Raw genomic sequence first — 22851 nt, 5'->3', positions numbered from 1 at the left:
TATCGCCCTCTCCCATCCAAAATGAATGTAAAAATTGCAGAATCATGGAAGGCTCGTCTTGCTGATGAGTTTGAAAAACCGTATTTCACCAATTTGGTAGAATTTGTCAAAAACGAATATGCCACCAACACAATTTATCCTCCCGGAAAATTGATTTTCAATGCCTTCGATAAATGTTCATTTGATGATACGAAGGTTGTTATCTTGGGGCAAGACCCTTATCACGGAGTCAATCAAGCCAATGGATTATCGTTTTCGGTAAATGATGGCGTGACTTCTCCCCCATCTCTTAAAAATATATTTAAAGAAATCAGGGACGATTTGGGTATTCCAGTTCCCAACTCTGGAAATTTAGAGCGTTGGGCAAATCAAGGCGTTTTATTACTTAATTCTACATTGACAGTTCGAGCAAGTGAAGCAGGCTCACATCAAAAACAAGGTTGGGAAGCCTTCACAGATGCAGTCATAAAATGTATTTCTGAACAAAAACAAGACGTAGTTTTTCTTCTTTGGGGAAAATACGCTCAGGACAAAGGAGCAGTCATTGATGGAACAAAACACTTAATTTTAAAGGCAAAACATCCATCGCCGATGGCAGCAAACTATGGTGGCTGGTTTGGAACAAAGCATTTTTCTCAAACAAATGACTACTTAATCAACAAAGGTTTAAAGCCAATTGAGTGGTAAATCCAAAATCAATTCATGAAAAAAATCATTTTTACCTGTTTTTATTTATTGCTCAGCTATGTATCAATTGCACAAAATTTCATTGCTGAAATCAAAGCTTTTGAAAAAGAAGATTCTATTTCAATGCCAAAGCCTAATGAAATTCTTTTGGTGGGAAGTTCATCTTTTAGAATTTGGAAAGGCTTTAAAGAAGATTTAGCGGGTTTTCCTGTTACAAATCGAGGTTTTGGAGGTTCGCAAATGAGTGATGTAAATGGATATTTTGAAAGAATTGTCACCAAATATCAACCGAATCTTATCTTGGTTTATGAAGGCGACAACGACTTAAATGCTGGCAAAAGCCCTGAAACAGTTTTAGCTGATTATCAATCATTTGGCGATAAAATAAAAGCTCAATTACCTAATACAAAGGTAATTTTCATGTCTGTTCGTCCGAGTTTGGCTCGTTTAAAATTAAAAAACGAACAAGCTATTTTTAATAAATCACTCAAAAAATATTGTAAGCATAATAAGCGTTTTTATTACATGAATATTCAAAAGGAATTTTACCTACCTAATGGAGATTTAATGACTGATATTTTTCTTGAAGATAAATTGCATTTAAACCCAAAGGGCTATCAAATTTGGACAAATGCCATTCGCAAAGTTTTAAAGAAATATTATAAGTAACCCTCTCTTGTATTTGCATGATTTTTGAGTGAGTTGAGGCATAATTACAATCAATACAACCGACGACAAGATACGATGAAACGACTCATATTTGTATTATCATTTTTTTTCAGTTTCCAATCATTTTCTCAAAATGTAAGTATATCAGGAAGTGCCGAAAATGCACAAGGGGATACGCTAAAACTGGTTTATGACCCATTACTTTTGGGGATAAAACCGCAAACGCAAGAACATATTTTTACGTCAGGAAAGGATTTTAAATTTAGTATTGACATAGAAAGCAAAAGCGTTATTGAGCTTCGTTTTAAACAACAACAGATAATTTTGTTTTTGGGAAAAGGCGATAATATAAGCCTTAATTTTGATGCTAAAGATTTACATAAATCAATCACATTTAAAGGAAATAGAGAAGTTGAAAATACATTTTTAGAGAAATTTTATCAGAAATTCAAAACAGATTTTAGCTCTCAAATTATGTTTGCAAAAATTGCAGATAAACCCATTGACGTATTAGAAATGGGGCTTTTTGATGCAAAAAAAGCACAATCTGATTTTTACAAAACGTATCCAGAACAAGCTACTTTTTCAGAAGAATTTAAGAAATATCTTGAAAATCAAATCCGTTGGAATTATTGGTATTATATTTTGGCTTATCCAGTGGTTAGAGGTAATGCCAATACTGGGCAAACACAGGTTATCTCGCTTCCTTCGCCCGTTTTAGAAGGTTTAGACGATAAAAAGATTCAAGATGAAACGGCTCTTATTTCATCGGCTTATCGTAATTTCTTGATTTATTACGTAACGTATTATAATTCAAAAGAACATAGCTTCAATAAATATACCGATATGAACAAAGCGATGGAAGATAAACATCGTTTTGCACGAGAACATTTACCTGTTAAAGCTTATCAATTTTATTTAGCTTATCTTCTTGAAAATCAATGTTTAGCTTGTTTGCCTTCGACAGTTAGAAATACATTTGCTGCTTTAAATATTACACCCAATTCTGAACAATATACCAATTTGGTAAAAGAAAAATGTGGAGAATTAATGGCTAAAAAAGACGAAGAAGTTGCCAAGAAAAAAGATGATGGTAAAAAGTGGTTCAAGGCACTCACAACCTCGGGCGATACACTTTCTTTAGCAGATTTGAAGGGAAAAGTGGTTTATTTAGACTTTTGGGCTTCATGGTGTGGTCCTTGCCGTAAAGAGTTTCCTTTTTCGAAATTATTACACGATAAATTAACGGAAAAACAGAAAAAACAACTTGTATTTCTTTATATTTCAATTGACGAAGTTGAAGAAAACTGGCGAAAAGCCATGATTGACATGAAATTAGACAATGGCACTAATATTCATTCTGTGGGAGGATGGGACTCAAATGCAGCTAAATTTTTCCGTTTACAGTCAATTCCAAGATATATGTTGATGAATAAAAAGGGGGAAATCATTGACCCAAATGCCAAAAGACCAAGTGACCCTGAAGTTTTGAAAGATATTATAAAACTTTTGGAAGAGAAGTAAGCACAGTGAGGATTTAAGAACGGCTCGATTGCTATATGTTTAATTATCAATCATTTATGAATATTCAAAGTAGTATTTTATTTTGTCTCATTACTTAATTCTATTTTGGTATTCTTTAAAAAGCCGTAGGCTTGCCCCATGTTGTAGCCCCGAAATTCATTTCGGGGTGAAAATGCCAAAACCAACCATTGCGTTCCGTAGGAACGGTTCATATAAACTTTTCCCCGAAATAAATTTCGGGGCTACAAAATTTCCCGAGCCTACGGCTCTTTTAGAGCAAGTTTTAAAGTGTTAAAACCTTTTTACTTTCTTAATCAAGTTCTTCTAAAAGGCTCACAAAATGAACGTAACTTCCACGATATTTCTTGTCAACTTCGTCGTGCAAATCGTCTAAATAATCATTTTCAAAAACTTCAAATCCTTCGATACTATCAAATTTATATTGTACTGAAAACGTTGAACCTCCATTTTCAATTTCCGTTAAAAGTCGCATAATTTTACTACTCTTTGGAAATCCTGTTTGCATAACCTTTGGAATATGGATACTTTTCATCCAAGTTAAAAATTCTTCTTCTAATTTTTTATCTATATTGTATGTGATATTATGTATAAGCATTGTTTGAAAGTTAAAAAATAAAAAAATCCACTACTTACAAAGGTAGTGGATTTCGTTGAAACCTATTTTATGTTATGGCTTACTGATTAGCCATTTTTCTTATTTCATCAAATTTTGTACAGTTCGTAACGCAATCTCCATTACTATTTAATACAAATTTATTTCCTGAAGAATCCAACAATTCAAACTGTTTTGTTGCAGGGAGAATGTTTACTTCTGAGAAATAACAAGGAGCAATTTTGGCATTAAAACGGTTGATAACGCCCAATTTGCCTTGACCTCTTGAAACAATTGATAATCCATTATTAAATGGACGAACTTCGTCATAGTCAAATGCTACTTGTACTTTTCCTTTTTTATCGATAAATCCGTATTTATTATTCTCATATTTAACGCCATAAAGTCCTTCAGTTGTTACCATGATGTCTTTATAAGTTGGCTTTGCAATTACCTTTCCAGTGGTGTCAATCAAGCCCCATTTTCCATCTTTCATAACAGGGAAAAGTAAATTGGCATCATATCTTTTGATAGACAAATAACTTTGAGTTGTAATTCTTCTTAAACTATTACGTTCCACTAAGTTATATTCAACAGCCATATCATCCCCATTTTTAAGCGGATTCATTGTTTTAATAGCAATAAAACTTGCATTAAAAAGGGTATCAGTCGTTGCGTATTTTATCCCAATTGGGGCAGCTTCGTTAGTTTTACCAATAACCAAATTACCATTTTTGTCATACACTACATCAACACGGCAATTACCTGCGGGCAAGCTACAATTTTTAACATTTTCTTTCGCTACTACTAATCCAAATTTATTAAAGTTTGCCACTTCATCAAAAGCAATTGGAATAATTTCAGAGCCATCATACTTGATATATCCACATTTAGTAGCACCGTTCAAATTCGTTTTACAAGCCGAAACTAATCCATATTGATTAAAATTACCTAAGTTACTATAAACAGGTTCAATAACAACTTTTAAATCTAAATTGATGAATCCAACGTATTTGCCATCTTTAATTTGAGCTAATCCATATTTATTAAATTCAGTGATAGCTGAATACGTTTTACTGGTTCTCAAATCTTTGAAGTCGATTAATCTAATTCCTGCTTCGTCACGAGCAATTCCTAAAGCACTATTAGAAGAAATAGTTGGGTCAATTGAGATATTTACAATGGTTTCAAATGAAGGTTTAATTTTGATATTACCTTCTGTATCCATTAAACCCATCTTTTTATTCTGTTCAATAATCATCCATTTTCCTTGTTCGGTTGTAGCGTTTATATCGTCGTAGATAGCATCTATTTTGGTAGAACCATCAATTTTAATTAACCCGAAGTTCTTCCCAACTTTTACTCTGAACAACTCATTATTGAAAGGCACGATTTCATCAAAATAATCAGAAAGTGGCTTTTTACTTACGTCATAAGAATTATCAATCAAAGCATATTTACCATTCTTAAATTTGGCAATATTTACGCCCATTCTTAAAGCTTTGGCTTCAACAATATTTTCAAGGCTTTCACTTTCGTTTCCGTAAACGTCAACAAAATACCAGTCAAACTTCTTCACTAAAGCTTTTCCATCGTTAAATGGTTCAGCTTTTTCATATTGGCATGGAATTGTTTCATCACCACAGTAGTTCAAGAATCCAAAAACTTGGTCTTTTTTGATACGTGCAAAACCTTGATGATAATTTTCAACCAAACCATATCTCGAATTTCCTTTGAATGATTCGAGCGGAAAGCCAATAATATCTTCGCCATCCAAATCTTTCATTTTAATAAATCTGCCGTCATTTTTATTGCTAAAACATTGTGCAGATATAACGCTTGAATGTCGTTTTTTTATCTCACTCTTTTGGTCAATTTGAAAAATATCACGAATATTATCCGTTTCAATTGAACGGACATCTCCTTTATATTTTTTATCTAAACGTGCCAAATATGTAGCAAAAATTTCACTATTTAAGTTTCGGTCGGCACCATTGCCTGCATCTGCTAATAGGGTATTTTTACTACCACGGTCAAGACCTTCAAGGTCTTTTTTTAAATTTACAATGGCATATTGACGTGCTGCACCTGCTGATTCAACTTGCTCAGTTGCGTGCATATCGCCAATAAAAACACCCGATGAATCTCTCTTTGCAGAAGCTAAAAATGTACCTTGTTGAGCGGTTAGGCAATGAGACGTAATAATTGTGATGAGAAGACAGTATATTTTTTTCATTTGAGTTAGTGAATAATTTCTAAAATTACGGGTCAGGTTTCGGTTAAAAAACAATCACTAAATTAACTTTTTTATTAGTTAATGTCAAATGTTAACCAAGTTTTAACCCAATTTTCATACTATATAAGTTCAAAACAACAAGAATACGTTTCAAATATTTGATAATCAATTATTTATAAATAATCTAATCCAAAATTGTTTATAAATATATTTTAAAGGCAGTTTATGTTAAAAGAGAAAATACTACTTCAAGGTAGAAATTCTAAATTTCGTTCCCCACAAGGTTAGGAAAATCACTGAGAAAAAATAGATAAGGTTACGAGAATCAATTAAGCCTTTTCCTAAAGCGTTGTATTGATAATCAAGCCCAAATTGGTTGAATAAATATCCAAAACTACCCATAAAAGGAAGCTGTGCAAATTGTCCAATTCCATAGTATAAAACTAAACAAACAACAAAAGACAAGACAAAAGCTGTTACTTGATTGTCGGTTAAAGAAGACATTAAAACGCCTATTGCTGCAAAAACACATCCCAAGAGGAACAATCCCAAATACGAGCTAAAAACAGCAGCAGAGTCAATATTACCAACGGGATTTCCCAATTGATAGACTGAATAATAATAAAGTAAAGTAGGTAATAATGACAGAAAAATCAGGAAGCAACTTGTAAAATACTTTCCTAAAACAATTTCCCATTTAGAAAGAGGTTTCGTAAAAAGCAACTCAATTGTTCCTGATTTTACTTCTTCAGAAAAAGCCCTCATGGTAATTGCTGGTATTAAAAACAGAAAAATAAAAGGAGAAATTTGGAAGAATAAACTCATATCGGCATAGCCAAAGTCGAGGATATTATCTTTAAAAAACCACGTAAAAAGCCCCGTAGCAGTTAAAAACACACCTATAACGATATAGCCAATAAGAGAATTGAGAAATGAATTGAGTTCCTTTTTAAAAATTTGTAACATTTTGGTTAAGTATCTATTTGAAGTCAAAGACTATGTTTATTCAAAAACTGATTTATCTTTTTTAAGTATAGCAGCAATAATAAGTGACAATATAAAACCAATAAATAACAGTCCGATGACGCCAAAAACAAAAAGCACACCCGGACTCATAAACATTTTTGAATATTCCATTGCTTGTTCAATTTGGTCGTCGGGCATTCCTTGTTTTTCCATATTCTCCACCGCTTTCTTCATCATTTGCTCCGTAATAGTTGGGTCAATGAATTTCATGTAAGCAAATGAATAAAAACCACTAATGATACCAACTATTGCACATTTTAGTGTTCCTAAACCAAGCCCTTGCCCATAAGACATATAACCATGGTTTTCTTTTTTAAAGTCATTCATGGCTAAATAAATACCAACTGCTATTATAACATAAACGACATAACCTAAGGCTTGATTGCCTATTTGTCCAGAAACCATAATAGCTGTACTGTACAAAATGCTTATAACACCAATAATAACGCCCCATTTTAAGGCTGTACGAGTTGTAGTAGTTTGATTTTCCATAGTTTATAGTATTTAATAATGAATTTAATTTACGTAGCCTCTTCTAAAATAAAGCGAAATCATGATTGAAATAAGTACGCCCAAAGGAAACTTTCCTTTCAGCCCTATTATTTCATCGACGGCAATATTTTTAGGAGATAAAATTTTAAAAGCATCAATCAATTCTTTAAAAGAAGTTTCTCCCATTTCTTTAATATATCCTTCTTTCACAGTTGCAATTTGAAGCGTTTGAATACTTTCTGAAATATAGGCAGAAAGAATAGAACTTCCACTACCACTCAACCAAAAATACAGGCTCATTGCACTTACCAAAGCTCCCATTAAATTAGTAAGATTGGCTACCACAAGTCCTTCCCAAAAATGAAGTGTATGGTCAGGATTAAATTTACGATAACTTTTTACCGATAAAATCATGCAAACCATGCTTAAAAGTAAGGTAGGAGCTTTTTTCCCATCTAAAGGAACAGCTCCATTGGTGTACAAAACATAACAGTATATCATGGTTAGCAAACCTGCCATAAAACCATAAACAACTACATTTTTCAATAATGACTTATTAAACATATTTTTTGTGATTAGGAATCAACCGCAACTTTAGGCAATCACTCTGATTACTTTTCCTTTTAATGTTTTCCCGATAAATGGAGAATTTCTTGATTTTGAAACGATATTTTTTTCGGTACAAACCCAAGTTTGGTTTGGTGAAAATATGGTTAAATTAGCTTTCTCACCTTCTTTAATATTTGGATTTTTTAGTCTCAAAATATTTCGTGGATTATCGGTAATTTTTTCAATAATTTCTTCTAATGACAGAACTTTATTGAAGGTATTGATAGATGAGAATACGGTTTCTAAGCCAATTACACCAAATTCAGCCATATCAAACTCTAACTTTTTAGATTCTTCATCCTGTGGATTATGGTCAGAAACAATTACGTCGATTGTCCCGTCAGCCAAACCTTCCCAAAGAGCCTCAAGGTCTTCTTGCGTTCTGAAAGGCGGATTTACTTTGAGATTGGTATCAAAATCAACTAAATCATTTTCAGTAAAACAAAGTTGATGAGCCGCCACATCACATGAAATAGGCAAGCCCATTTCTTTCCCCATTCTGATAAAATTGATTGTTTGGGCTGAAGATATGCAAGAAAAATGTAGGACACTATTTTCTCCTAATCCTTGACTAAAAGGGGTTTGCATGACATATTCTAAAATTTTCAAGTCACGCATCACCATGATTTCCTCCGCCATTTGAGGCATTCCTTTCATGCCTAAAAACGTACTTACAGTTCCATCGTGCATTTGTCCAAAATGCGTTAAATGGGTATCTTCTGGATGGTTAATCAATAAACCTCCAAATTGTGTTAGATACTGCAAGCTTTTTAAGAAAATATCAGGGTTTTGAATCGGGTGTTCTCCATCAGTAAAGGCTACTGCACCTGCTTGATGAAGGTCAATCATTTCTGTAAAATCTTTTCCTTCACATTTTAGGGTAACTGCTGCCATTGGATGAAACTTCACTTTCTCGCCAGAACGCTTTAAGTAATTGACACTTTCACGAGTTTGTACAACTGGCTGAGTGTTAGGCAATAGAGCTATTTCAGAGAAACCACCTGCTAAAGCGGTTTGCTCCATCGACTCTAACGATTCTTTGTATTCATGCCCTGGTTCTTTGGCGTGTACACGCATATCAAACCAACCAACAGAAACACAAATATCTTCTCCTTCGATAACATCATCTACTTCAATATCAACAAAATCTGCGATTTGGCTAATATTGCCATTTTCAATAAAAATATCTTTAGTCTGACCGTTAAATTCAGAAGATTTACAAATAATTTTAGCGGAACGAATAAGGGTTTTCATCTTTCGTAGGTATGAATGATGAGGTATAAATGATGAGGTTTTAATACAATAAATACGCTCATAACAATACACTCAGTTCATAATCTTATTTTCTATTATTACTACGTTTATCAAAAAAAAGCCCTGACTGTCAGGGCTTTATAAAAATATCTAAATAATATTAATGTCCAGTATGGGCTTTATAAGTATCAACATCCATTAAAGACTCAACGTCTGCAATGTTAGCAACTTTTACTTTCACCATCCAACCTTCACCAAAAGGGTCTGAATTTACTAATTCAGGTTGGTCAGCCAAAACAGCATTTACTTCTAAAATTTCACCCGCAATTGGTAAAAACAAATCAGAAACTGTTTTTACGGCTTCAACCGAACCAAAAATTTCGTCTTGGGCTAAAGTCTGTCCTACTGTTTCGATTTCTACGTAAACGATGTCACCTAATTCGCTTTGAGCAAAATCTGTGATACCCACCGTAGCGATATCTCCTTCTAATTTAACCCATTCATGTTCTTTTGTGTAACGAAGCTCTGCTGGAAAATTCATTGTCTTTATTATAATTTAATGTTTCAGTATATGAAGCGAAAAGCGATTTTTGAAAAGTTGGTAAGTCAAGAGTAAAAACATTCAACTTTCCATCAACAAGTCTCAAATCGTTTCAGCATAATAATCTGTTGCTGATTTCGGGTGCAATTTAAGACAATTTTTTCAAAAGATATTAGCTTTCGGCGTTCAGACTTCTGCTTTTTGTGATTTTCTTAATTTCCGTCCTAAATTTTCCTTGCCAAAAACAAAAAAAGTCGCTCTTTTTAAGGAACGACTCTTCTTAATTTTATGAAAAGAAATCTTATTCAGACAAACTAAATCTTACTTGAATACCCGCTTGGTCTGTCGAACGATAATATAAATTTGATACAAACGGATTATTAAAGTTTTTGTCGTAATAAGCCGTTACGCTCAATTTTTTATTCACATTATAACTTGCTTGAGGGCGGAATTGAAATTGGGTAAACCCTTGCGTTACCACGGGAACATCATCTAATTTACGTTGAATCGTTCTGGTATCACGAATGGTTAATCTTGCTTCAAATTTCAAATCATTTTGTAATCTTACTCGTTTCCCCCCTACTTTAAATGGTACTAACATATTAGCTTTTGTGAAGCCCATTCCAACCATTAAATCTTTATTACTCAATTCATTTACGTAATTACTTGCCAAGTTTAATCCAATATTTCTATCTTGACTATAACTAATTTGTAATGAAATTTTACTTTTTGTTGTGGCATTAATACCAATCAGTGGTGAGAATTTCTCTTGGAAAGTAATCACACTCATAGCATAAACAGGAGATAAATATTCATCACCTTCTTGATTTATGTAAGTTTTATCATCCAAACGAACAATTTGCCCTTTACTCAAATAAGCAGTATTGTACATCATATTATCTAAAGTCAGAAGCGAAACATCTCTATAACCTAAATTCGAGATAAAATTCCCAACGCTATATGTTGAAGAATACGAATGCTGAATTGAAATATTAGAGAATCTTCTTTTAAACCAATCAATATTTGTCAAGCCATTGTAATCTACACGCCAATTTGGAAGTGGAATATTTACAAATGGAGAGAAACTAACTTTATCGGGAGATATTCCACTATATGCCGCAAAGAATGCAGGAATTAAAACATCTTGCGAGTTTTTATTATAAACTCCTTCTAAACCTTCGGCTGCGTTTTTGGCATTTAATCTTGCCAAAATAATTTCTCGATAACTTCTGAAACGATTAAAAATCACAGAATTATCATCTGGTGAATTACTGTCAAATGCTGTCAAAAACGATAAAAATGACATACTATAATTACCAGAACGTACAGGATTATAATTTTTGAACCCTGTTCCTAAACTATCCATTCGGTAGTTTTCTTGGTAATTATCGGTTCTGCTCCATTTCCCTTCCAATTGAATTTTAAAATCTCTAAAAGGTTCAATCGCAGTACGATACGTTAAATTCTGAGTACGCATTTGAATAAATGGAACATTTTGCGTTCTACTTTGGGTCAACCAACCATTTTCTGAAGCTCTAAAACGAATATTTGGGTCTTGACTACCTGTGATAAATGCAAAACCTGGAGCAGAATTTACATTATTCATTCCTAAAATACCCGGTGCTGGCAAAAAACCGGGAAGTGAGGTTGATTCATCAATAGTATAGTTAACTTGAATACCTCTAATTGCCATTAATAAACGAGTTACACTGCGTAAGAAATCGGGTTGTGGTTTGATAATATCTTCATCATCCCCCGGATTTCGTGCAATATTCTTTCTTGAAACACGTGGCTGATTTGCTAAACGCAAGGCTCTTACACGGTTGTAAAGTGCTACCAAATCTATCTTTCCGTTTATTCCTCTGCTTCTGGTATTTTTAATGACATTCCCAAACAAATAACCGTCATCATCTTTAATTTCGTAAGAATTGGCGAAGAAAGTATAACCAAAACGATGGCTATAATCTGCTGTCATCCAATCCGTTAATGGAGATTTATTTAATGGCAAACGCCAAACACCATTTACTTGTTGGTCAAAACCTTTGGTACGTCCAAAACGGCGTAAATTACGCATCACCGAATCTTGTTTTACAGTCGTATTTAACTCTCCATAAGGCTCATCAATAATAGCATTGACATTGGCAGTATAACCTACAACCACACTTTTAGTAAGATTCCAATTCAGATTATAGGCACGATTAAACAACCAATATTTTTCAAAAAGTGGCGGTACCCCTTCGGTCGTTAATTTGGGTGTACCAACTCCTAAATTCTGAGTTGTTGAAGCATTCCGAAGTTGCGTTTTCACAAAACTTCTATCCATATCTGCTCTGAAAGTTACAGAATTAGGTAACAAAGTAAGGTTAAATTCTTTCACCCAACGCATCAAAGGATGGTTTGACTTTATCTTCTTAAATGGCTCAAGTGGTTGCGGATTTCCCGTAAAAGAATACGTTAAACCACCTTTATACTGAGTCTGGCGATATTCGTCAATTAGCGTATTACGTCTGGTCAATTCAGAAAAAGCATACGTTAAAGTCAAATTCTCAACATCCCAAGGGTGAGATTTCGTATTTTGACCAGTTTTTACTTTTCTAACATTCGTTAAGTTAATGCCTTTTCTTTCAGTATTATCTTGTACACTTTGTTTGTAGGCTTCACGCTCATTTGGGTCTTTGATATTTTCCAAAGAACTTTCTAAAGGAATATCAGGGTCAAGTGGATTGAACTGTGGAGCAATATTCTTTTTGTCATAAGTAACATAAAGCGGTATTTTAATTCCCCATTTTTCAGGTAATAATTTATCTACATTGACATTGGCAGCCACTCCATATTCCAACGTGGTTTCTCTGGCACGGTCAGAAATCTTAGACTGAACACCACCAAAACCATAATTTTTGAATGAACCGTTGACAGTTACACTGGCAAAATCAGCTAATTTTAAACCTAATTTCCCAATGGCTGCTTGTCCAGAAGTTTGGTCAAAACCAGAAGCTCTTAATTCGTTTACCCAAATACAAAATGTTCTATCTTGACCATCTGAAGAAACGGGGTTTCTTACCCCAATCATCGTTGTCAAAACGGTACTTAAATCTGGACGACCAACAACAGTAATGGTGTATGTTCTTCCATTATAAGTTATTGTTCTACTAAAACCTTCCGTAATTTTAGAATTAGCACTGTCTCTTGATAATTTGACACTCTTTAACAATGCAAAAGAAATATCTATTTCATTAGCAGTTTTCCATACACTTTCAGGCGTTTGTGTAGCACCATATTCGGTTCTTTCTAAGCCCTGCGTTTCTATTTCGTAATAGTTATCCGTTAAGTCAGACCCAAAACGCACAAATGCTTTTACTTGTTTGTCAATACCTGCTGGACCATTCAAACTGATAAACATTTTCAAATTTTTATAATTGATAAAATCTGAAAGTGTATTTTTAAAGGCAGCTCTTGAATCTCCATCACGTAGATTTTCAACGCAAAGACTCATTGATTGTTCATTGAGTTGTGCATTGTTAATGGTTGTAATATCTCTGTCACGCTCAAAACCCGGAGGCACAACATAAGCAACTGATTGAAGGTCTTTTGAACCACCTTGAACGATTCCATTTTCTTCAATATTTACAGCCGTAACTCTAAATTTAGCATCGTAAGGTTCTGGCACATCTTGTAAACCACGTGGTGTAAGGTCGCCTGTAAACTTACGATACTGAAAACCTGCTAATTGAAATGCAGCAAAACGACAAACTACTGGAGCTTCCCAACCTGTTAAATAAGTACGGATAAAACGCATACTCTTCAAACCGTTGATACCACCCACAGCACGAGTTGGAGATTTTAAAGGAATTCTAAATAAAAACCATTCAACGCCATTCTCTACAATTTTATCAACAATATAGTTTTGTCCTATCTCTAATTTCCCCGGTTTAACATCAATTTCATATTCGTAGTAGGCTTCATTATCATTAATGGTATTATCTTGGTTCAAATCCTCACGGTCTGGTTGCTGATTACTTGCCTCGGTAAAACCAGAATTAGTATTGGCAGTTGAAGAATTTGTTGAGGGAGAGTTATTCTCTAAACCCATGTAATTCTTATAACGTTGTACAATACTTGAAGTATTATTATATCTTTCGTTCAAGTAATGCGTAAAGTCATCACCTGCGGGGTCATTTTTAAAATTAGCTAAAGCATCAGCATTTACGACTGTCCCAACTTTATCAAGATATTCTTTAAAAATACTTCCTTCGTTAAAAATCTCGTTATTCTCCGATGAATTATTAGGCATACCGTCTAAACCCACATCTTGTGCCGTTCTATTTTCGGTATTTCCTGTTGTGAAAGCATTGGTTACAAATTGTTGTGTTGGGGCAATTCCCCAAATCGTTTTCTCCACATTCTGTCCAGAACCCGCTTCTATCTTACGTCCTGCTGGAATACCATTTTCAAAATTTGAAAATCCATCAGGTACAAAATCTTCCGATACATCTCCAAGGTTAAAAATCAGTTTTCCACCAGTTAAACTTCTTCTTTGACTATTAATTCTGTCTTGCTCAATGTTTCCAGTGGCACGTACTACCCCTGCTTCACCTGTAAGCAATGGGTTCATCATCCAGAACTCTAAAGTTTCAATATTAGCGTTATCAAAATCGGTATCTGAAGTGATAGCACGGGTAATTGCTCCAAAATTTAGCGTTGGATTCTTTAACGTTCCATCTGTATTTAAGTTAGTATTAAAGTTATAAATCCCTCTTTCGTTAGGGAAATACGCAAGGTCTAACACACCAATAGGAATACCTGTAATATTGTTAGGTTGTGCTTTATTTGGGAACAAACTCGTTACAGAAACGGCACGTTCATAGGCATAACGAGCAGATTCTTCATAATTGACACCCGAAACATTGAGGTCAGTTCCGCCTTGTCCGTATAAACTAAAATCGGCAACATAAGTAGATATTTTAGCTCTTCTAAAGTGTTTTTCAAAACTATTTGGGCTACCCTGTGGGAAACTCTGCGGAGTGGCTCCGGGTTTCCAAGCAGTTGCCTGATTGTTTAAGCTAAAAATATTTCTTGCCGCTTCAAAATCATCAATAAAAGCATTTCCTTGAACATCATTATTGACCGCAGGAATTAATTGAGCATATTCTCCTTGAAAATCAAATGCTGAAGTTTCCTTTGTAGAAATCAAAGGAAGGGCATCTATCATTCTGGTTAAGAAATTAGATTTTTGTTGAATGGCTGCATCAAAACCAAAAATGGTGTTATTCACAGGTTCATTGCCCATTTGTACACGACGCAAATACCCCGGAGGGCTTTCGCTCATGTGCTGAATTGTACCACCTAAATGTACATTTTGTCCGACGGTATAGTCAACATGAGCTCCTAAAAGTGTACGAATTTGGTTATTGAATAAATCAGGTTTTTCATAACAAACTTTTATTTCACGACTTGAATTTGAAATACCTGCATTTAGAATACGAACTCTACCCGACTGAGGTTCAACGATATAGTCTGTTCCAGCAGCAAGTGGAACACCACCAGCAGTTACTTGAACCGACTTTGCATCTACTCCAAAAGGTAAAGAGACATCTCCACCAACTCCCGACTGAAAACTTCCTTTCAAAAAGAATTTATCTTTCCCTGTCAACTGTACTGCATCGGCTTTGGTTTGCGAATATAATTTGTCAAAAACATATTTATCAACCAATGTAATTTCGTCAGCATTAAACAGAGCTTTTAGCGACTTTCCAAAAGGTTCAAGCACAGGGAAAATAATATTTCCATTTTTACTATCAACCGTAACGCCTTCCACAAAGTCAAAATTTCCATCAACTTGTGGGTCGTTATTTTGGTTTAATTTATCAAGCCCCATTACACGTAATAAAGGCGTATCTTTCAATTTTAAATTATTATCCTTGTCAACAATCTTTTCTCCTTCTTGCAAATTTGGATTATCAACACCCGTTTGGTCATCTTTATAAATTACTCTAAATTGAAAACCTTGACGAGTTAATTGTTGAGAATTAAGAGAATAAACGTTTTTCATCATCAAATTCCACATCGGATGGTCGAGATTATTCCGAATAGTTGATGATTTTAACATTTTCAAAAACAACACTTGGTTATCTGCTAAACCTTGATAATCTTCGGTCAATTCTCCAACTTGATGCCGTTGCCCATTCAAGGTATATTCATAAGCAACTGCTAAAACTTCATCATTACGCAATGGCGTAATCAACGAAATATACCCTAACTCTGGATGAAAACGGAATTCTCTTTCTGTCAATTTTTTAGCTCCACGCAAAAGGTCATAATCTGTTCCTTTGCGTAATCCAAAATTACTTTCTAATCTAAATGAAGTTTCATTTACTTTACGAAGCGTTACTGAATCTGCACGAAGCTTTTGGAATAAATTATTGTTTAAGTTATCAACTGGGCTTGTAGCATTTTTGCCTCCCGATACTGTTACTTGCGTTCTATTGAATGGATTTCCTTCTCCTAAATCTGAAAAACCAACTAAATTTCTTAACGATTCGGTAGTTTGAGTACGGTTTGTCACATAAACTTCTAAACGTGTAATGGTTACACCCGAAGTTATCATGGGTAAGTTTCTCAAAGAACGCTCATAATTATCTCTAAAATATTGAGATAAGAAAAAGTGTTTATTTTCATCATAATTACTTCCTTTTATCTCAAAGCCCTTTCCTTGCGAACCTCCACGTAAGGTAATACAATCTTGTTTTGAACGTTGTTGAGCTATTACCGCAGTTACGTCTAAATTCCCAAAACGCATAAGCGTTTTTACCCCAAACAAGTTTTGAACTCCCGGAATTAATTGGCTATTGAGTTGCCAAGAGGTATTTCCAACTTCTACATTTTGTAAAATATCTTCTTCATTAGTTCTCCAATTTAACTTTAACTGATTCTGAAAATTAAAACTTGCTTTGGTGTCAAAATTGGTATTAAGATTTAATTTATCTCCAATTTTTCCTTGAAAGTTAATTTGTGCTTGTTCGTTAAAATTCAGGTTTCCGATGTATCGTTGAGCAACTGGCAGAGCAGGATTATCAATAAATTGCCCTATATAACCAATGTCTAAGAGGATATTTCCATTGGGTTTAAAATCAATTTGCGTTCCTCCAAAAATACGGTCGATGGCAGGTGGAAGTTCAATTTTTGGCAATAAACCCCGTCCTTTTGTATCGTCTTTACCATCTTGTGAAGCTGCATATTTTCGCCAATAATCACGCATAAAACGATTCTCTTGAAGATTGTTATAATCTTGAATCGACATTCGTTCGGCGGGACGAAAATTATCATTGCCTGTCAAATCTTTCGCTTTTTCATAAACCGATATTTTCCCTACTGAGTCTAATTTGAACTCAGTGTTAATATTTTTCGGGTCTTTAAGAATGAAAGGAGACGATGGCGTTTTTTCTGTAAAGCGATTGGAATAGCGGTCTTTCAGTTTGAGTCTTGGACGGCGACCCGTTTTTTTGATGGTATCAGCTTTTAGCGAGCGGAAAAGTCGTTCAGTATTTAATTGTATATTGTACCTAATGACGGCATCACGCAAAGGTGACACCCAAGCAAGCGATGCAAAAACTGAAAAAACGAGAAATCCAGAAAGTATGTAAAACTTTTTATGTTGCACAGTTATAGCTTAGTATTTATTCAAACATTTTACAAATCAAGCAAAGTGGTAAGGAATTGATGTGTTTAATGTTTTAGATTGCTTAATGGTCTAAGAAAGAGGTCAGAAACCTGACAAAGTAATTAAGTTTCAAACGTCTAAAACCCTGCCAATATTATAAAACCCTTAGAATTTTGTTCTGAAAAATACAAATTAGCGTAAAGCCAATTTAATCAATTGCTCTACTGTAATATCGTCGCCCTCTTTTTTGAGGATAGCTTCAATACTTTTTTCAGCAACATTTTTCGGAATACCAAGCGTAACTAAGGCTGCTAAAGCTTCGTTTTTGACTTTTGACGACGATAAACCAAATATTGTCGGAGCAGAAGTTCCTAACATATTTTCTTTACGAAGTTTGTCTTTTAGTTCAATAATGGCTCTTTGGGCAGTTTTTGCTCCAATTCCTTTGATACTTTGAATGGTTTTGACGTCTTCATTCATCAAAGCATGACGAATTTCGCCAGAGGATAAAGACGAAAGCATCACCAAAGCGGTGCTTGGGCCTATGCCAGAAACGCTGATTAAATCTAAGAAAAGTGTTTTTTCGTCAGGCTCTTTAAATCCAAAAAGGGTATGTGCATCTTCACGAATACTAAGAAAGGTATAAAGTCGGCAACGTTCTGTGCCGTCTTGCAAAGCAGAATAAGTTTGTAAAGAGATTTTCATTTCGTAACCTACGCCGTTTACGTCAATGATGACATAAGCAGGGTCTTTGTAGGTTAATTTTCCGTCAATGTAGGCAATCATTATTTCTTTTTGTTGAGTGATTTGTGATTGAGTGATTACATGATTTATGAATGAACAAGTAAAAAATTACATCGCACAATTCACACAATCACAAATCACTAACTTACAAAAATAATGATTATAATGGAATATTACCGTGTTTTTTTCGTGGCAAATTAGCAACCTTCGTCTCCAACATCTTAAATGCTCTCATTAATTTCTGACGAGTTTCAGAAGGTTTTATCACTTCGTCGATATATCCACGATGAGCCGCACGATATGGATTGGCAAATTTATCAGTGTATTCATCTACTTTTTCTTGTAGTTTTTCTTCTGGATTTTCAGCTTCAGCAATTTCACGTTTGAAGATAATTTCAGCCGCTCCTTTCGCTCCCATTACCGCAATTTCAGCCGAAGTCCAAGCGTAATTCATATCAGCACCGATATGTTTCGAGTTCATTACGTCATACGCTCCACCGTAGGCTTTACGAGTAATTACGGTAATTCTTGGAACGGTTGCTTCACAGAAAGCATATAATAATTTTGCTCCGTGCGTAATGATTCCGCCCCATTCTTGATTTGTTCCTGGCATAAAACCTGGTACATCTTCCAATACCAATAATGGCACATTGAAGCAGTCGCAGAAACGAACAAAACGTGCCGCTTTTTGGCTTGCGTGAATATCTAAAACACCCGCCATTACCGCAGGCTGATTAGCGACAATACCGATACTTCTACCGCCTAAACGAGCAAAACCAACCACGATATTTTCCGCATAATTTTTATGCACTTCAAAGAAAGAATCTGCATCTGTAATGATGTCAATTACTTCTTTCATGTCATAAGGTTGATTTGGATTTTCGGGAATAATTGAATCCAAACTTGCTCTTATTTCATCACTTGGTTCATAAGGAAGGAATGGTGGTTGGTCTTCGCAATTTTGAGGAATGTATGATAATAATTTCTTGATGTCGTTGATACAAGTAACTTCATTGGCACATGAAAAATGCGTTACTCCCGACTTTGTAGAATGCGTAGAAGCACCGCCTAATTCTTCAGACGTAACAACTTCATGCGTTACGGTTTTTACGACATTTGGTCCTGTCACGAACATATACGAAGTATTTTCAACCATCATGATAAAGTCCGTAATGGCAGGCGAATACACCGCACCACCCGCACAAGGTCCCATGATAGCCGAAATTTGAGGAATTACTCCAGAAGCCAACGTATTTTTATAGAAAATATCCGCATAACCTGCCAACGACATTACACCTTCTTGGATTCTTGCACCGCCAGAGTCATTTAAGCCAATTAATGGAGCTCCATTTTTCATGGCTAAGTCCATGATTTTACAGATTTTCTCAGCATGAGTTTCAGATAATGCACCACCAAAAACCGTAAAATCTTGAGCAAATACATATACGATACGTCCGTTTACTGTTCCGTAACCTGTCACAACGCCATCACCCAAATAGTATTCTTTATCAAGACCAAAATCTTTACAACGGTGCATTACAAATTTTCCAATCTCTTCAAAACTTCCTTCATCCAACAATAGCGTAACACGCTCACGTGCAGTCAATTTACCTTTTTTGTGTTGAGCCTCAATTCTTTTCTCACCTCCGCCCAACAAAGCCTCAGCATTTTTCTTATCTAAAATATCAAATTTGTCTTGATTGGTCTTTACGTTCATGGTTTTGTTTTATTGATATTGCGAATTTTATTCTATAACAAATCAAAGATATAATTGAACGATTAGAAAACGTGCAAAAATGATATAGATAATAAAGAATCGTCTGCTAAATAATTATGAGTGGTCTAAACCACCTTATTAGGATTCAAAATTCCTTTGGGGTCTAAGGTATTTTTAAGCATTCGCATTAAAGCCATTTCCTCCTCACTCCGACTCAAATGTAGCCATGCTTTTTTCTCTAAACCAATTCCATGTTCGGCTGTAATTGAACCACCTATGGGTTGTAGAGGCATAAAAACAATTTCTTCTACTTTATGGCGTGTTATTTCATCGTCATCTCCACAACTCACAAAAAGATGTAAATTCCCATCTCCCATGTGTCCGAAGGCATAAAATGCTACATCATTCCATTCATTTTTGAGATTCGTTTTAATAGTTTCAATATAGTTTTCCATTTCGGTAATGGGTAAACTAACATCAAATAAAAACACTGGTTTATGTACAGAAAAAACAAACTCAACTTTCTCTCGAATACCCCAAAACCAATCTAATTCTTGTTGAGACTGAGCTAAAACTGCATCATCAATTAAGCCATTTTCTAAACTTTGTTCAAGTAAATTTTGAAACAAAGTAGTATCTGTTTCTGGCGATTGCCCTAAAGTTTCAATTAACACATAATAAGCATAATTTTGAGGCAGTGGAGGTGAAAAAGTAGAGGGCGACGAAGTCATTAATTGATAATAATCTTGCCAAATAATTTCATAAGAAGAAAGCGTATTCGCTAAGTTTTTCTTGGCTTGATGTAAGAAATCAATAGCATTTTCAAAACTATTGAGACCAACTAACGCTGTATTTCTACTTTTAGGAGCATCTTCTAATTTCAAAATTGCTTTCGTCACAATTCCTAATGTACCTTCTGAACCGATAAAAAGATGCTTGAGGTCGTAGCCTGCATTATTTTTCATCATTTTATTCATGGATGAAATAATTGTTCCATCTGCCAAAACAACTTCTAAACCCAACACTAACTGACGCATTACTCCATATCGCAAGGCTTGTAAACCACCTGCATTACTCGAAATATTTCCGCCAATCATGCAACTGCCTTTTGCCCCTAAATCTAAAGGAAATAAAAGTCCTGCATCAGCAACCGCTTTTTGTAAATCTTGTAAAATAACTCCTGCTTGCACCGTCACAGTTTTATTCCGAAGGTCTATTTCTTCAATCACATTCATTCGTTCTAAAGTAATGGCAATGTCGTCAATACTGGTTTTCACTCCTCCTACCACGTTTGTCAAGCCACCATGAGGCACAACCGTCTGATTATTGGCAAAACATATTTTCATGATTTCAGAAACCTCAGTCGGACTTTTAGGTCTTGCTAATGCTTTACATTGGAGATTTTCTCCAGCTCGCCACACACTCGCAGGACGAACGAAGGCTTCTTCATGTGTAAGAATAGAATCTTTACCAAGAGTATCAATGAGTGTTTGTACGATATTGGAATTTATCATAGTGGTTGGAATTTGTGGTAAGTATTTTACAAAGCTAAAAGGTTTACGCAATAAAAAACGCCGGTAAGCTTATTTCCTACCGACGTTTTAGAATTATAAATTATCTTATTTTGAACAAAATGACGCTACTAATCTTTAAAACCTAATGACTTGAGAAGTTTAACCAATAGCTGTTTCTTAATATTTCCTTCTTCTGATTTATCATAAATCTTGATAACATAAACTTTTATGACATCTTCTTCTTTAGTAACAAGATAATTGATAACTCTAAATCCGCCACTTTTACCTTTCGATTTACTTTCACTGGCAACTCTAACTTTATAAAGTCCCGCACCAAGTGAAACTCCTTGAAAAGGATTTTCAATAAGAGATTCTTCAAACTCAAAAAGCTCATATCCAAGTCTTGGAAATTTCTTGAGAAATTTTTTAACATCTTTTTCAAACTCTTCGGTATAAATTACCTTAGTTTCCATTTAGAATTTCTTTAAGAGTTTTGCCTTTTTTTTCCCCTGCTTCAATTGCTTTAACTTCTTTCAAACCTCTTTCAAGGCTATTCATAAAAATATTTGTTTTCTCATTTTCTTCTGCCAAAAGATGAACAAACTCTTTTTTCGATTTAGTCGGCAATGTCTTAAAAACCTCAAATAGTGCTGATGCTGTTGTCATATTTTCTTGTATTTAATTGAGACAAATATATTGTATTAATTTACACCTTCAACAAATAATCCGTCAATTTTGCCTCCAAATCATTTACAGACATATTTCTAAAAATACCTCCGTGATTGATGAATGAAATTTCGCCCTTTTCTTCCGAAACTACAATAATGGCGGCATCTGTTTGTTCGCTCATGCCAAATGCGGCACGGTGACGAAAACCTAATGCGGGTGAAATTGTACCACTTTCAGAGACTGGTAACATACAACGTGCTGCCGCCAAACGACCATCTTTGATAATAATTGCTCCGTCGTGAAGTGGTGTATTTTTATGAAAGATATTCAAAATCAAACGTTTAGAAATCTCTGCATCAATGATGTCTCCTGATTCGATAAATTTCTTCAAATCGTCTTCTCTTTCAATCACAATTAAAGCTCCTGTGTGTGAGGTTGCCATAACCTTTGTCGCTTCTAAAATTGATTGAATGGAAGTTATACTTTCTTTGGCAACTTTGGGAGTATAGAATTTCTTGAGAATAGTGTTTTCACGAATAGATGTTGAACGCCCTAACATCATCAAAAAACGTCTAATTTCTTGCTGAAATATAATTAATAATGCCAAAACTCCGACGTTCATAAATTGCCCTAAAATGGCTGATAATAATTCCATTCCTAAGGCTTTTGCCACTAAATAAACTGCATAAATAAATATGTAGCCAAAAAATACTTTGTTAGCTATACTTCCTTGAATGAGTTTATAAACTTGGTAGAGTAGAAATGCTACCAGTAAAATATCTAAAATGTCAATCCAATCAATTGTTAAAAATCCTATTTGCATAATTATCAGTTATCAGTTATCAGTTATCAGTTATCAGTTATCAGTTATCAGTTATCAGTTATCAGTTATCAGTTAA

At 34.6% G+C, this 22851-nt stretch carries 18 protein-coding genes; 3 read left to right on the top strand and 15 right to left on the bottom strand.

The features are described from left to right. The first annotated feature begins 21 nt into the window (after window positions 1-21). The 3 genes from ung (at window position 22) to LV89_RS00935 (ending at window position 2880) form a co-directional block, all read left to right on the top strand. Complete coding sequence (gene ung / locus LV89_RS00945; RefSeq protein WP_109740977.1) at window positions 22-687, top strand: uracil-DNA glycosylase; 666 nt, start codon at window positions 22-24, stop codon at window positions 685-687. Window positions 688-702: 15 nt separating this feature from the next. Further along, window positions 703-1356, top strand: a complete 654-nt coding sequence (locus LV89_RS00940; protein WP_109740976.1) for a GDSL-type esterase/lipase family protein — start codon at window positions 703-705, stop codon at window positions 1354-1356. Window positions 1357-1431: 75 nt separating this feature from the next. Next, window positions 1432-2880 carry a TlpA family protein disulfide reductase gene (locus LV89_RS00935; protein ID WP_109740975.1) on the top strand — a complete coding sequence of 483 codons (1449 nt, stop codon included), beginning with the start codon at window positions 1432-1434 and terminating at the stop codon, window positions 2878-2880. 77 nt (window positions 2881-2957) lie between these two features. Here the strand turns inward: LV89_RS00935 and LV89_RS25775 are convergent, their stop codons facing one another. The 15 genes from LV89_RS25775 to cdaA all read right to left on the bottom strand — a co-directional run bounded on the left by LV89_RS25775 (window position 2958) and on the right by cdaA (window position 22775). Beyond that, on the bottom strand, window positions 2958-3092 hold the full coding sequence (locus LV89_RS25775; RefSeq protein WP_262509842.1) for a hypothetical protein: 135 nt from the start codon (window positions 3090-3092) through the stop codon (window positions 2958-2960). Window positions 3093-3190: 98 nt separating this feature from the next. Beyond that, the gene (locus LV89_RS00930; RefSeq protein WP_109740974.1) at window positions 3191-3496 is read right to left on the bottom strand and encodes a DUF4286 family protein; all 306 of its coding nucleotides are present in this window, start codon (window positions 3494-3496) and stop codon (window positions 3191-3193) included. Between the two features lie 79 nt (window positions 3497-3575). Beyond that, window positions 3576-5729, bottom strand: a complete 2154-nt coding sequence (locus LV89_RS00925) for a WG repeat-containing protein (protein ID WP_109740973.1) — start codon at window positions 5727-5729, stop codon at window positions 3576-3578. 243 nt (window positions 5730-5972) lie between these two features. Beyond that, on the bottom strand, window positions 5973-6695 hold the full coding sequence (gene gldF / locus LV89_RS00920; protein WP_109740972.1) for a gliding motility-associated ABC transporter permease subunit GldF: 723 nt from the start codon (window positions 6693-6695) through the stop codon (window positions 5973-5975). A 36-nt stretch (window positions 6696-6731) separates the two neighbouring features. Further along, window positions 6732-7247 (bottom strand): DUF4199 domain-containing protein, encoded by a 516-nt coding sequence (locus LV89_RS00915; protein WP_109740971.1) that lies wholly within the window; start codon window positions 7245-7247, stop codon window positions 6732-6734. 24 nt (window positions 7248-7271) lie between these two features. Next, window positions 7272-7811, bottom strand: coding sequence for a DUF4199 domain-containing protein (locus tag LV89_RS00910; protein WP_109740970.1), 540 nt, complete (start codon window positions 7809-7811; stop codon window positions 7272-7274). Window positions 7812-7841: 30 nt separating this feature from the next. Further along, window positions 7842-9110 carry a dihydroorotase gene (locus LV89_RS00905; protein WP_109740969.1) on the bottom strand — a complete coding sequence of 423 codons (1269 nt, stop codon included), beginning with the start codon at window positions 9108-9110 and terminating at the stop codon, window positions 7842-7844. A gap of 160 nt (window positions 9111-9270) precedes the next feature. Further along, window positions 9271-9651 carry a glycine cleavage system protein GcvH gene (gene gcvH / locus LV89_RS00900; protein ID WP_109740968.1) on the bottom strand — a complete coding sequence of 127 codons (381 nt, stop codon included), beginning with the start codon at window positions 9649-9651 and terminating at the stop codon, window positions 9271-9273. Window positions 9652-9952: 301 nt separating this feature from the next. Next, window positions 9953-17308 carry a T9SS outer membrane translocon Sov/SprA gene (gene sov, locus LV89_RS00895; protein ID WP_158279484.1) on the bottom strand — a complete coding sequence of 2452 codons (7356 nt, stop codon included), beginning with the start codon at window positions 17306-17308 and terminating at the stop codon, window positions 9953-9955. A 192-nt stretch (window positions 17309-17500) separates the two neighbouring features. Beyond that, entirely contained in the window at window positions 17501-18094 is a 594-nt protein-coding gene (gene ruvA / locus LV89_RS00890; RefSeq protein WP_109740966.1) for a Holliday junction branch migration protein RuvA, read from the bottom strand. Window positions 18095-18212: 118 nt separating this feature from the next. Continuing rightward, window positions 18213-19769 (bottom strand): acyl-CoA carboxylase subunit beta, encoded by a 1557-nt coding sequence (locus LV89_RS00885; protein WP_109740965.1) that lies wholly within the window; start codon window positions 19767-19769, stop codon window positions 18213-18215. Between the two features lie 125 nt (window positions 19770-19894). Continuing rightward, window positions 19895-21283, bottom strand: coding sequence for an FAD-binding oxidoreductase (locus tag LV89_RS00880; protein ID WP_109740964.1), 1389 nt, complete (start codon window positions 21281-21283; stop codon window positions 19895-19897). A 128-nt stretch (window positions 21284-21411) separates the two neighbouring features. After that, a complete protein-coding gene (locus LV89_RS00875) occupies window positions 21412-21756 on the bottom strand; it encodes a hypothetical protein (RefSeq protein WP_109740963.1) in 345 nt (114 codons plus the stop codon). After that, on the bottom strand, window positions 21746-21949 hold the full coding sequence (locus LV89_RS00870; RefSeq protein ID WP_109740962.1) for a hypothetical protein: 204 nt from the start codon (window positions 21947-21949) through the stop codon (window positions 21746-21748). The genes LV89_RS00875 and LV89_RS00870 overlap by 11 nt, the downstream gene beginning before the upstream one ends. A 40-nt stretch (window positions 21950-21989) precedes the next feature. Further along, on the bottom strand, window positions 21990-22775 hold the full coding sequence (gene cdaA / locus LV89_RS00865; RefSeq protein WP_229201453.1) for a diadenylate cyclase CdaA: 786 nt from the start codon (window positions 22773-22775) through the stop codon (window positions 21990-21992). Window positions 22776-22851 lie beyond the last annotated feature (76 nt).

The organism is Arcicella aurantiaca (assembly GCF_003148625.1).
Taxonomy (GTDB): Bacteria; Bacteroidota; Bacteroidia; order Cytophagales; family Spirosomataceae; genus Arcicella; species Arcicella aurantiaca.
Note: the sequence above shows the minus strand (reverse complement) of the source record. Positions and strands in the feature narration are given on the sequence as shown.

Coding starts and splice junctions, on each gene's coding strand:
- ung (WP_109740977.1), top strand. CDS start 22: ATGAATGTAAAAATTGCAGAATCATGGAAGGCTCGTCTTGCTGATGAG.
- LV89_RS00940 (WP_109740976.1), top strand. CDS start 703: ATGAAAAAAATCATTTTTACCTGTTTTTATTTATTGCTCAGCTATGTA.
- LV89_RS00935 (WP_109740975.1), top strand. CDS start 1,432: ATGAAACGACTCATATTTGTATTATCATTTTTTTTCAGTTTCCAATCA.
- LV89_RS25775 (WP_262509842.1), bottom strand. CDS start 3,092: ATGAACCGTTCCTACGGAACGCAATGGTTGGTTTTGGCATTTTCACCC.
- LV89_RS00930 (WP_109740974.1), bottom strand. CDS start 3,496: ATGCTTATACATAATATCACATACAATATAGATAAAAAATTAGAAGAA.
- LV89_RS00925 (WP_109740973.1), bottom strand. CDS start 5,729: ATGAAAAAAATATACTGTCTTCTCATCACAATTATTACGTCTCATTGC.
- gldF (WP_109740972.1), bottom strand. CDS start 6,695: ATGTTACAAATTTTTAAAAAGGAACTCAATTCATTTCTCAATTCTCTT.
- LV89_RS00915 (WP_109740971.1), bottom strand. CDS start 7,247: ATGGAAAATCAAACTACTACAACTCGTACAGCCTTAAAATGGGGCGTT.
- LV89_RS00910 (WP_109740970.1), bottom strand. CDS start 7,811: ATGTTTAATAAGTCATTATTGAAAAATGTAGTTGTTTATGGTTTTATG.
- LV89_RS00905 (WP_109740969.1), bottom strand. CDS start 9,110: ATGAAAACCCTTATTCGTTCCGCTAAAATTATTTGTAAATCTTCTGAA.
- gcvH (WP_109740968.1), bottom strand. CDS start 9,651: ATGAATTTTCCAGCAGAGCTTCGTTACACAAAAGAACATGAATGGGTT.
- ruvA (WP_109740966.1), bottom strand. CDS start 18,094: ATGATTGCCTACATTGACGGAAAATTAACCTACAAAGACCCTGCTTAT.
- LV89_RS00885 (WP_109740965.1), bottom strand. CDS start 19,769: ATGAACGTAAAGACCAATCAAGACAAATTTGATATTTTAGATAAGAAA.
- LV89_RS00880 (WP_109740964.1), bottom strand. CDS start 21,283: ATGATAAATTCCAATATCGTACAAACACTCATTGATACTCTTGGTAAA.
- LV89_RS00875 (WP_109740963.1), bottom strand. CDS start 21,756: ATGGAAACTAAGGTAATTTATACCGAAGAGTTTGAAAAAGATGTTAAA.
- LV89_RS00870 (WP_109740962.1), bottom strand. CDS start 21,949: ATGACAACAGCATCAGCACTATTTGAGGTTTTTAAGACATTGCCGACT.
- cdaA (WP_229201453.1), bottom strand. CDS start 22,775: ATGCAAATAGGATTTTTAACAATTGATTGGATTGACATTTTAGATATT.